We start from the raw sequence: 10742 nt of genomic DNA, 5'->3' as shown, positions 1-10742 counted from the left end.
TTAAAGTTACCCTTTTTTCACTACTGTAAAAATTTTAACTTTTTTCATATCACCTCTTGACATTTCTTAGCTGGACTGTCGTAGTCCTTTTTATAGTAGCACAAACCCGCCGGGATGAAAAGGTGGCCGGGCATACTTTTTGCCGCCGGGCGCATAAGAATGGAGCGAGAAACCAGCGGGGGAGGCGCATCCATTGGCCGGAGTGCGGGTCTATTTGAAAAACGCGGCCATCCTCACGGCCACCGGCCTTGGCCTGCGGGCGGCGGGCATGGTGCTGCGGGTCTACATGGCGGCGCTGCTGGGGGCCGAGGGCATGGGCCTTTACCAGCTGATCTTCACCGTCTACGGCCTGACCACCACCGCGGCAACCGCCGGCATGTCGGTGGCGGCTACCCGCCTGGCCGCTGAGGAACTGGCCCGGCTGGAGGCCCCCCGCGCCGCCGGCATGATGGCAAAGCTGACACGGCTCTCGCTGGCGCTGGGCTTTGCCGCCTGCGCCGCCCAGCTGCTGCTGGCCCGGCCGGCGGCCCGCTTCGCTCTGGGGGACGCGCGGGCGGAGCTGAGCCTTCTGGTGCTGGCCCCCAGCCTGCCCTTCATGGCGCTGGCGGCGGTGTTCAAGGGCTATTTTTTCGCCCGCCAGCGGGTGGGCCCGGGGGTGAGAAGCCAGGTCTTTGAGCAGGCGGTGCGCATCGGCCTTGCAGCGGCGGTGCTGCCCGCGGCGGGGAGCTGGGGCGCGCGGTACGCCTGCGCGGCGTTGGTGGCGGGCAACACCATCAGCGAGGCGCTGGCCTGCCTGCTGCTTTTGCACGATTACAAAAAGGATGCCCGGCGGCTGTTCGGCGGGGTGCGGCCTGCCCCGCCCGCCGACGCGGGCAGGCGCATCTGGCACATTCTGGCCCCGGTGGAGGGAGGCCGCTGCCTGGACAGCGCCCTCCACACGGCGGAGAACATGCTGGTGCCCGCCTGCCTGTTGGCCTTTCTGGGCAGCAGGGCCGAGAGCCTGGCCCAGTTCGGGGCCCTCAAGGGCATGGCCATGCCGGTGCTGCTTTTCCCTTTTTCCTTCCTGACGCCGCTGTCCACCCTGCTGCTGCCGGAGGTCACCCGCGCCCACATTCTGGGCCGCCGCCGCACGCTGGAAACGCTGGTGGGCCGCATCATGCTGTTCACCAACCTCTTTTCGGTGCTGGCAGGGGGGCTCATCGCCCTGAACGCCGCGCCGCTGGCCCGGCTGCTCTACCGGGACGAAAGCGTGGGCCTCTACCTTCTGGCGCTGGCCCCGGTGCTGCCCGGCATGTATCTGGACGCCATGGGCGATTCCATCCTCAAGGGCCTGGGGGAGGAGGTGGCCACCTTCCGCTACAGCATCTGGGATTCGGTGCTGCGCATCGTGCTGGTGCTGCTGCTCATGCCCCGGTTCGGCATGACGGGCTTCCTTGGGGTGATGTGGGCCTCCAACGTGACCTCGGCGCTGCTGAACATCTTCCGCATCCACAAGACCACCGGCATCCGCACCCGCTGGTTCGAGTGGTTCCTCCAGCCGGCGCTGCTCTTTGCTGCCGCCGCTGCCCTGGGCCAGACCTTCGTGCGCCTCGCCGCCCCGGCGGGGGATGTGTGGCAGGTGGCGTGCAGCGTGGCGGCCACCGGCGGGCTGTTCTGTGCCTTTTTGCTGCCGCTGGGGGCGGGCCGCCAGCTCAAGGCGGTGCTGGATACCCGGCGCGCTCCGGCCAAAGAAAACTGAAAAAGCGGCGCTTCCGCCCCAAGAAGGAGGAAACGCCGCTTTTTTCTTTGTTTAAAGGGCTTCGGCCCGCGCCCGCTCGCCGTCCCATTCGACGAGCCGGGCGGTCACGATCTGGCCCGCCGCCGCGCCGGGGGCCTTCACCGCCACAGGCAGATACAACCGGGTGTAGCCGGTGAAAAGGCTGCCGCTCACCGCCTTTTCCAGCAGCACCGTGTCCTCGGCGCCCAGCATCTGGAGGGCAAGGGCGCCGCGCACCTCGTCCGCCGCTGTTTGCAGCCGGCGCACCCGGTCCGCCTTCTGAGCCTCGGTGAGCTGGCCGGCAAAGTCCGCCGCTGGGGTGCCCGCCCGGCGGGAGTAGGGGAACACGTGCACCTTCAAAAACTTCTGCCGGCACACAAAGGCAAGGCTCTCGGCAAACTCGTCCTCGGTCTCGCCGGGGAAGCCCACGATCACGTCGGTGGTGAAGCTGGCGAAGCCCCCAAAAGCGGCCCGCAGCTTTTCCACCACCCGGGCGTACTCCCCGGCGGTGTACACCCGGCGCATCCGCCGCAACGTGGCGGTGCAGCCGCTTTGCAGCGACAGGTGGAACTGGGGGCACAGCTCCTTCACCGCCGCCATCCGGGCGATGGCTTCGTCGCTCAAAAGGTCCGGCTCCAGGCTGCCCAGCCGGATGCGCTCGATGCCCTCCACCTTTGCCGCGGCTTCGATCAGGCTCACCAGGTCGGTGCCGGTGTCCTTGCCGTAGCTGGGCAGGTTGATGCCGCTGAGCACCACTTCTTTGTAACCGGCGGCGGCCAGCGCTTCCAGCTCTTTCAAAACGCTCTGCTCGCTGCGGCTGCGGCTCGCGCCCCGGGCCCGGGGGATGACGCAGTAGGCGCAGCGGCGGTCGCAGCCGTCCTGCACCTTGATGAAGGCCCGGGTGTGGCCCTCGAAATTCTCCATGGGCAGTTCCTCGAACCCTTCGCCCTTTTCGTGGGCGCGGATGTCCACCACCCGCTCGCCGCTGTCCAGCGCTTTTTGGATGTCCTCCAGCATGGCGGCGCGGCCCACGTTGCCCACCACCACGTCCGCTTCCTCCAGCTGCGCGGCCTGCTCGGGGAACGCCTGGGGGTAGCACCCGGCCATCACCGTCACCGCGCCGGGGTTCTGGCGCTTGGCCCGCCGCAGCCACTGGCGGCTCTTCTTGTCGCCCCCGGCGGTCACGGTGCAGCTGTTCACCACGTAAACATCTGCCGCTTCGCCGTCCGCCGCGAGGGTGTAGCCCCGGCGCAGGAACAGCTGTTCCAACGCCCCGGTCTCGTTCTGATTCACCTTGCAGCCAAGGGTGTAAAAGCTTACGCGCATAGAGTGTCTCCTTCGTAAACAGGGGGTGTTCTCCGCCCTATTATACGGCCCGGCGGGCAAAATCGCAAGGGCGGCGGCATATACATTCCATAGACAAAACCGGCCCCCGGGCCTGTGAAAAGAGAGGAAGGAACTCTTATGCTGAAAAAAAGACTGCTGGCCCTGGCGCTGTGCTGTGTGCTGGCGGCGGCGCTGTGCATGCCTGCCTTTGCCGAACCGCTGGCCGCCGGGCGCTTCGCCCTGCCGGATTTTGACGTGCCCTGCCGGGCGGCGGTGCTCATCGACCTTTCCAGCGGCACGGTGCTCTACGAAAAGGAGCCGGACGCCCCCATGCCCATCGCCTCCATCACCAAGGTGATGACGCTGCTGCTCGCCTTCGAGGCCATCGACGCGGGCAAGGTGAGTTTGCAGGACACAGTGCCCGTCTCCGACCATGCCTATAATATGGGCGGCAGCCAGATCTGGCTGGAACCGGGGGAGACCTTCACCCTGGACGAGATGATCAAGGCCATCTGCGTGTCCAGCGCCAACGACGCGGCGGTGGCGGTGGCGGAGTTCATCGGCGGGTCGGAGCCCGCCTTCGCAGAACGGATGAACCAGAAAGCTGCCGAGCTGGGCATGGTGAACACCACCTTCAAAAACGCCTGCGGGCTGGACGAGGAGGGCCACCTCTCCACCGCCCGGGACGTGGCCATCATGAGCCGGGAGATACTTTTGAACCATCCCCAGATCACGGATTACACCACCATCTGGATGGATACGCTGCGGGGCGGGCAGACCCAGCTGCTGAACACCAACAAACTGCTCAAACGGTACCAGGGCGTCACCGGCCTCAAGACCGGCACCACCAGCGGCGCGGGGGTGTGCATCTCCGTCAGCGCCAGCCGGGACAGCCTGGACCTGCTGGCGGTGGTGCTGGGGGCGGCCTCCAGCGCCGAGCGGTTCGACGCCGCCACCGCCCTGCTGGACTACGGCTTTGCCAACTTTGAAAACGTGGCCGCCCCCGCGCCGGAAAACGCCCCCGCCAGCCTGCCGGTGACCGGCGGGGCCGAGGAGACGGTGGGGCTGCAATATGCCGCGCCCCAAAAGCTGCTGGTGCAGAAAGGGGAGGGCGGCGCTCTCACCGCCGAGCTGGAACTGCCCCGGACCCTTGCGGCCCCGCTGGCGGCGGGCCAGCAGGTGGGCACGGTGACGGTGCGCAGCGGCGGGACGGTGCTGGGCTCCTGGCCGGTGACGGCGGCCGGGGAGGTGCGGCCCATGACGGCGCGCCTTGGCTTTGAGCGCCTGCTGACCGCACTGCTGGCCCATTGATTTTTTGGCAAATCCCGGCGGGCCACCTTGACTTTGTACGGTCAAAACGGTATAGTTATAACAAACAAACACCCAGCTTTCACCGCCCGGCGGCACCCTGCCGGCAGCGGGCCGGGGCAGAGGACGGGAGAACGGAATATGAGCGTAAAATTCAACGGAAAACACCTGAACGGTTTTGTGAACGAGGCCGAGTGGGGCGCCATCTGGCCCCAGGTGGAAACGGCCCACAAACTGCTGGAAGAACGCACCGGCCCCGGCAACGATTTCCTGGGCTGGGTGGATCTTCCCGTCAACTACGACAAAGAGGAATTCGCCCGCATCAAGGCGGCCGCCGAGAAGATCCGTTCGGATTCCGACGTGCTGGTGGTCATCGGCATCGGCGGTTCCTATCTGGGCGCCCGCGCCGCCATCGAGGCCATCAAGGGCCAGATGTACAACTGCACCTGCAAAAACACCCCGCAGATCTTCTTTGCCGGCAACTCCATCTCGCCGGCCTACCTGAACGACATCCTGGCCTGCTGCGAGGGCAAGCGGGTGAGCGTGAACGTCATCTCCAAATCCGGCACCACCACCGAGCCTGCGCTGGCTTTCCGGGTCTTTAAGAAATATCTGGAAGACCGCTACGGCAAGGAGGAGGCCAAAAACCGCATCTACGCCACCACCGACAAGGCCCGCGGCACCCTGAAAAAGCAGGCGGACGACGAGGGCTGGCCCACCTTTGTGGTGCCCGACGACGTGGGCGGCCGCTACTCGGTGCTCACCGCCGTGGGCCTGCTGCCCATCGCCTGCGCCGGGTGCGACATCGACAAGCTGATGCAGGGCGCCGCGGACGCCCGCGCCGCCTACTCAGTCTGCACGCCGGACAACGACTGCTACAAATACGCCGCCGCCCGCAACATCCTGTACCGCAAGGGCAAAAGCGTTGAATTGATGGCCGCCTACGAGCCCAACTTCACCATGATGAACGAGTGGTACAAGCAGCTTTACGGCGAGAGCGAAGGCAAGGACAACAAGGGCCTCATGCCCGCCAGCGTCATCTTCTCCACCGACCTGCACAGCATGGGCCAGTTCGTCCAGGAGGGCGCGCGCGTCATGTTCGAGACGGTGGTGGACATCGCTACACCTTCCAAGGACCTGTTCATCGAGGCGGACGCCGAGAACCTGGACGGCCTGAACTTCCTGGCGGGCCAGAACATGAGCGTGGTCAACCGCAAGGCGATGCAGGGCACCGTGCTGGCCCACACCGACGGCAATGTGCCCAACATCCTGCTGGAGGTGCCCAGCCTTTCCGAGTACGACCTGGGCTGGCTGATCTATTTCTTCGAGCGGGCCTGCGCCATCAGCGGCTACATGCTGGGGGTCAATCCCTTTGACCAGCCCGGTGTGGAGAGCTACAAGAAGAACATGTTCGCGTTGCTGGGCAAGCCCGGCTACGAGGGCCGCAAGGCTGAGCTGGAAGCAAAGCTGCAATAATAAACACGAGCCGTATGGGCGCGGGCCCCGCCGTTTGCGCCCTCGAAAATAAAGGAGGTACCCTCTCTATGATTAAACTGATCGTTGGCACCAAAGGCACCGGCAAGACCAAAACGATGATCGATCACATCAACACTGTGACCAAGACCACCAGCGGCAATGTTGTGGTCCTTGAAAAGTCCATGCAGCTGACCTTCGACATCGACCATGCCGCCCGCCTGGTGGACCTTGACGGATATGGCATCTGCGGCTATGAAATGCTCTACGGCTTTGTGGCGGGCGTTCTGGCCGGCAACTACGACATCACCGAGCTGTTCATCGACGGCATCCTGAAGACCTGCAACCACGACCTGGCCGGCCTGGGCGCGTTTTTGGCCAAGGTGGAGGGCCTGGCCGCCACCGCCGGCACCAACGTGACCATCACCATCTCCGCGGCGGCCGCAGACCTGCCCGAAGACGTGAAGAAGTACCTGTAAGGCCGGCAAAAAGGCTTCGGGGGCGGGGGTCAAAAAAATGACCCCCGCTTTCAAATTATCTATTGACAAAGCAGGGCGCATTGGATATAATAATCAGGCGGCCTTTTTTGAGGTGAAGTATGCAATTTGACCTGAAACAGTTCCTGCGCACCGGGCGCGTGCCTTATGCGGCGGCGCTGGAATGCGACCTTTCCGGGTGGGACTGGCCGGGGTATGAGCCGGTCGGGCCGGTCAACGGCGAGTTTTCCGCCGCGCTGGGCGGGAACGGCAAAGCGCAGCTTCATCTCAGCCTCAATGCGGAGGTGACCGCACCCTGTGCGCGGTGCCTCGAGCCCGCGTTCCGCTCGCAGAGCATCGAGCGAGACTGGTCCGTCGGGCCGGATGACCTCGAAAGCGGCGAGCTGGAGCTTCCCGTCAGCGAAAAAGGCGTGCTGGACATCGACGAGCTTGCCTTTCAGGAACTGGTGCTGGAGCTCCCCACCGTGCTGCTGTGCAGCGCGGACTGTCAAGGGCTTTGCCCCGTTTGCGGACAACCCAAAGCGGCAGGCTGTTCCTGCTGTCCGGCAGGGCCTCAAGAGCCTGCCGCAAACCAAGGGCTTGCTATATTAAAAGAACTGCTAAGCGAAGATTCACATTAGAGGAGGTGCTTAAAATGGCAGTACCCAAGAGAAAGGTTTCCAAGGCACGGCGCGACAAGCGTCGCTCCTCTGTGTGGAAGCTGGAGGCCCCCGCTCTGGTCAAGTGCAGCCAGTGCGGCGAGTACAAGCTCCCCCATCAGGTATGCGGCAACTGCGGCTACTACAAGGGCAAGGAAATCGTCAAGAAGGAAGCGTGATCCGCTTCCCGCAGAAGTAAGGGGAGGGCAGCGCCTTCCCCTTTTTCTTTTGACAACCGGCAGAAAGGCGGCAAGAAGGAAATGGCGGTTCGCATCAAAAGCGTGAACAAGGGCTCGGCGGCGGAAAAGCTGGGCCTGCGTGCGGGCGACACCCTGCTCAGCGCCGACGGCAACGAGATCAACGACATGCTGGACTACCAGTTCTATACCTCCGGCCCTTCGCTGCATCTGGCGGTGCAGCGGGGCGGGAAGCTGGAGTACCTGCAGGCCCAAAAAGGGGAGTATGAACCCTTCGGCTGCGAGTTCGAGACCTACCTGATCGACAAAAAGCACTCCTGCGCCAACCACTGCATGTTCTGCTTCATCGACCAGATGCCCAAGGGCCTGCGGGAAACGCTCTATTTCAAGGACGATGACGAGCGGCTGTCCTTTTTGTTCGGCAACTACATCACCCTCACCAACCTCTCCGAGCGGGAGGCCGAGCGCATCATCAAGATGCACATCTCGCCCATCAACATCTCGGTGCACACCACCGACCCGGACCTGCGGGTGCGGATGATGGCCAACAGGAACGCGGGCAAGGTGCTGGCCTATCTTGATCGCTTTGCCGAGGCGGGCATCCGAATGAATTTCCAGCTGGTGCTCTGCCGGGGCGTGAACGACGGCGCGGCGCTGGAAAAAACGCTGGAGGACCTGTGCGCCTTGTATCCGGCGGCGGCCAGCATCGCGGCGGTGCCCAGCGGGCTGACCCGCTACCGCAAGGGCCTTTATCCCTTGACGGCCTACGACGCGCAGGCCAGCCGCGAGGTGCTGGACATCCTGGAGCGCTGGGGCAACCGCTGCAAGCAGCAATACGGCTGCCGGCTGGTGTATCCCGGCGACGAGTGGTATCTGGCCGCCGGGCGGCCCATCCCGCCCCACGCTTTCTATGAGGACTACCCCCAGCTGGAAAACGGCGTGGGCATGTGGCGGCTGTTCCAGGAGGAATTCTTTGAAGAACTGCACGCCCACCGGCCCCGCTGGCCGGTGCCGCCCCGCAGGATGGACCTGGTCACCGGCACGCTGGCGGCGCCCCTCATCGGCCAGTCGGTCGAGGCGCTGAGCCGCCGCTACCCCCAGGTGCGGCTGGCGGTGCACCCGGTGCGCAACGACTTCTTCGGCGGCAACGTGAGCGTGACCGGCCTTGTCACCGCCGCCGACATCGTGGCCCAGTGCAAGGGCAAACTGAAAAGCCGCCATCTGGGCGTCCCCGAAGTGATGCTGCGGGACGAAAAGGACCGCTTTCTGGACGACTGGACCATCCCCCGGCTGGAAAAAGCCCTGGGGGTCAAGGTGCACCTGCTGCCCTGCGGCGGCGGGGCGCTGGTCCGCGCGCTGCTGGGCTTCCGTCTGCCCTGACGCGCCCCACCCCCAACCGACGAACGGAGGCGAACAAACATGGGAAAACCCATCGTGGCAGTGGTCGGCCGGCCCAATGTGGGCAAATCGACCCTGTTCAATAAACTGATCGGCCAGCGCCTGGCCATCGTGGAGGACACCCCCGGCGTCACCCGCGACCGCATCTTCGGCGAGTGCGAGTGGCAGAACCGCGAGTTCCTTCTGGTGGACACCGGCGGCATCGACCCCAACGAGGCCGACGGCATCCTGGCCCACATCCGCCAGCAGGCCCAGGTGGCCATCGACGCGGCGGACTGCATCGTCATGGTCACCGACATCAACGCCGGTGTCACCGCCCAGGACCGGGACGTGGCCTCCCTGCTCATGCGCAGCGGCAAGCCGGTGGTGCTGGCGGTGAACAAGTGCGACAAGGTGGGCGAGCCGCCCATGGAGCTTTATGACTTCTACAGCCTGGGCCTGGGCGAGGTGTTCCCGGTGTCCAGCGTGCACGGCCACGGCACCGGCGATCTGCTGGACGCGGTGTGCGCCCACCTGCCCGAGGGAAGCGAGGGCGGCGAGGAGGACGAGCGCATCACCGTGGCGGTGATCGGCCGGCCCAACGTGGGCAAATCCAGCCTGGTGAACTTCATTCTGGGCGAGGAACGGATGATCGTGGCCAACGAGGCGGGCACCACCCGCGACGCCATCGACAGCCATGTGGACAACCAGTACGGCAGCTTTGTCTTCACCGACACCGCCGGCCTGCGCAAGCGGGGCAAGGTGGAGGCGGGCGTGGAGCGCTACAGCGTGCTGCGCAGCCTGGCGGCGGTGGAGCGCAGCCGGGTGTGCGTCATCATGATCGACGCCACCGAGGGCTTCACCGAGCAGGACAGCAAGGTGGCCGGCTATGCCCACGAGCAGGGCAAGGCCTGCATCATCGCGGTGAACAAGTGGGACGCGGTGGAAAAGGACGACAAGACCATGGACGCCATGCGCAAAAAGCTGATGAACGACTTCAGCTTTATGAGCTATGCGCCCATCATCTTCATCAGCGCCAAGACCGGCCAGCGGGTGGACCGTCTGTTCCAGCTCATCAAGTATGTGGACGAGCAGAACGCCCTGCGGGTGACCACCGGCATGCTCAACGAGCTGCTGGCCCGGGCCACCGCCCGCGTGCAGCCTCCCAGCGACAAGGGCCGCCGGCTGAAGATCTACTACATGACCCAGATCTCCACCCGCCCGCCCACGTTCGTCTGCTTTGTGAACCGCAGGGACCTGTTCCACTTCTCCTACCAGCGCTACATCGAGAACCAGATCCGGGAGATCTTCGGCCTGGAAGGCACCCCCGTGCGGCTGATCGTCCGCGAGCGGGGCGACGGAAACACCAAGTGATCACCGGGCATCGACGCAAAGGAGGCTAATCGCCATGACCTGGACTCAAATCATCCTCATCCTCGGCGCCATCCCGCTGCTGGTGGGCTATCTCTTCGGCAGCGTCAACTTCGGCGTGGTGGTGAGCCGCCTGCTCTACCACGAGGACATCCGCACCAAGGGCAGCGGCAACGCAGGCACCACCAACATCCTGCGCACCTACGGCAAAAAGGCCGCGGCCCTCACCCTGGCGGGCGATATGCTGAAAGGGGTGGCGGCGGTGGCGCTCTGCCGCTGGGCCGGGGCCCTGCTCACCGGCGGCGTGGAGGTCAACGGCATCTACGCCGGGTATCTGGCGGCCATCGGCGCGGTGTGCGGCCATCTGTGGCCGGTGTGGTTCGGCTTCAAGGGCGGCAAGGGCGTGGCCGTGGCCGCCGGAGCCATCCTGGCCAGCGAGCCGGTGGTGCTTCTGGCCCTGGCCGTGGTGTTCTTCTCCATCGCCTTTGCCAGCCGTATCGTCAGCCTTGCCTCGGTCACGGTGGCGGTGCTCTATCCCATCTTCACCGGGCTTTACAGCTGGTACACCGGGCGCAACATCCTGTTCACCACCCTCTGCGCCCTGGTCATGGGCGTGCTGGTGATTTGGATGCACCGGGCCAACATTCAACGCCTTCTGAACGGCACCGAATATCGCTTCGGCGAGAAAAAGAAATGAGAAAAGCCCGGCATGTGCCGGGCTTCAGCCTGTCGAAAAAGGCCACCTATCGGTGGTCTTTTTCTCGTATAAGGAAAGGGAATGCGGTATAATGGTGAGGGG

10 protein-coding genes are annotated in these 10742 nt (G+C 64.7%); 9 read left to right on the top strand and 1 reads right to left on the bottom strand.

The features are described from left to right. Positions 1–202 precede the first annotated feature (202 nt). Positions 203–1738 carry a polysaccharide biosynthesis C-terminal domain-containing protein gene (locus ACH2AT_RS09825; protein ID WP_394965645.1) on the top strand — a complete coding sequence of 512 codons (1536 nt, stop codon included), beginning with the start codon at positions 203–205 and terminating at the stop codon, positions 1736–1738. A gap of 51 nt (positions 1739–1789) precedes the next feature. Here the strand turns inward: ACH2AT_RS09825 and mtaB are convergent, their stop codons facing one another. Continuing rightward, positions 1790–3082 carry a tRNA (N(6)-L-threonylcarbamoyladenosine(37)-C(2))-methylthiotransferase MtaB gene (gene mtaB, locus ACH2AT_RS09820; protein WP_394965644.1) on the bottom strand — a complete coding sequence of 431 codons (1293 nt, stop codon included), beginning with the start codon at positions 3080–3082 and terminating at the stop codon, positions 1790–1792. Positions 3083–3220: 138 nt separating this feature from the next. Here mtaB and ACH2AT_RS09815 point away from each other — a divergent pair, with 138 nt between their 5' ends. From ACH2AT_RS09815 to plsY, 8 genes are all read left to right on the top strand, one after another. Then, entirely contained in the window at positions 3221–4393 is a 1173-nt protein-coding gene (locus ACH2AT_RS09815; protein ID WP_394965642.1) for a D-alanyl-D-alanine carboxypeptidase family protein, read from the top strand. A 138-nt stretch (positions 4394–4531) separates the two neighbouring features. After that, positions 4532–5866, top strand: coding sequence for a glucose-6-phosphate isomerase (locus ACH2AT_RS09810; protein ID WP_394965640.1), 1335 nt, complete (start codon positions 4532–4534; stop codon positions 5864–5866). Between the two features lie 68 nt (positions 5867–5934). Further along, on the top strand, positions 5935–6342 hold the full coding sequence (locus ACH2AT_RS09805; protein WP_394965638.1) for a hypothetical protein: 408 nt from the start codon (positions 5935–5937) through the stop codon (positions 6340–6342). Positions 6343–6461: 119 nt separating this feature from the next. Further along, entirely contained in the window at positions 6462–6980 is a 519-nt protein-coding gene (locus ACH2AT_RS09800; protein WP_394965636.1) for a YceD family protein, read from the top strand. A gap of 14 nt (positions 6981–6994) precedes the next feature. Beyond that, positions 6995–7177, top strand: coding sequence for a 50S ribosomal protein L32 (gene rpmF / locus ACH2AT_RS09795; protein ID WP_177521942.1), 183 nt, complete (start codon positions 6995–6997; stop codon positions 7175–7177). An 81-nt stretch (positions 7178–7258) separates the two neighbouring features. Beyond that, positions 7259–8575, top strand: coding sequence for a DUF512 domain-containing protein (locus tag ACH2AT_RS09790; protein ID WP_394965634.1), 1317 nt, complete (start codon positions 7259–7261; stop codon positions 8573–8575). A gap of 39 nt (positions 8576–8614) precedes the next feature. After that, positions 8615–9946 (top strand): ribosome biogenesis GTPase Der, encoded by a 1332-nt coding sequence (gene der / locus ACH2AT_RS09785; protein ID WP_394965632.1) that lies wholly within the window; start codon positions 8615–8617, stop codon positions 9944–9946. 34 nt (positions 9947–9980) lie between these two features. Continuing rightward, positions 9981–10640: a glycerol-3-phosphate 1-O-acyltransferase PlsY gene (gene plsY, locus ACH2AT_RS09780; RefSeq protein ID WP_394965630.1), complete on the top strand. Its 660-nt coding sequence runs from the start codon at positions 9981–9983 to the stop codon at positions 10638–10640. Positions 10641–10742 lie beyond the last annotated feature (102 nt).

Origin of the sequence: Candidatus Allofournierella excrementigallinarum, assembly GCF_944388085.1 — a bacterium.
GTDB classification, from domain to species: Bacteria; Bacillota; Clostridia; order Oscillospirales; family Ruminococcaceae; genus Allofournierella_A; species Allofournierella_A excrementigallinarum.
Note: the sequence above shows the minus strand (reverse complement) of the source record. Positions and strands in the feature narration are given on the sequence as shown.

Bases quoted from the DNA above. Each gene is read 5' to 3' on its own strand.
- mtaB (WP_394965644.1), bottom strand. From the start codon at position 3,082: ATGCGCGTAAGCTTTTACACCCTTGGCTGCAAGGTGAATCAGAACGAG.
- ACH2AT_RS09815 (WP_394965642.1), top strand. From the start codon at position 3,221: ATGCTGAAAAAAAGACTGCTGGCCCTGGCGCTGTGCTGTGTGCTGGCG.
- ACH2AT_RS09790 (WP_394965634.1), top strand. From the start codon at position 7,259: ATGGCGGTTCGCATCAAAAGCGTGAACAAGGGCTCGGCGGCGGAAAAG.
- ACH2AT_RS09810 (WP_394965640.1), top strand. From the start codon at position 4,532: ATGAGCGTAAAATTCAACGGAAAACACCTGAACGGTTTTGTGAACGAG.
- der (WP_394965632.1), top strand. From the start codon at position 8,615: ATGGGAAAACCCATCGTGGCAGTGGTCGGCCGGCCCAATGTGGGCAAA.
- ACH2AT_RS09805 (WP_394965638.1), top strand. From the start codon at position 5,935: ATGATTAAACTGATCGTTGGCACCAAAGGCACCGGCAAGACCAAAACG.
- rpmF (WP_177521942.1), top strand. From the start codon at position 6,995: ATGGCAGTACCCAAGAGAAAGGTTTCCAAGGCACGGCGCGACAAGCGT.
- plsY (WP_394965630.1), top strand. From the start codon at position 9,981: ATGACCTGGACTCAAATCATCCTCATCCTCGGCGCCATCCCGCTGCTG.
- ACH2AT_RS09800 (WP_394965636.1), top strand. From the start codon at position 6,462: ATGCAATTTGACCTGAAACAGTTCCTGCGCACCGGGCGCGTGCCTTAT.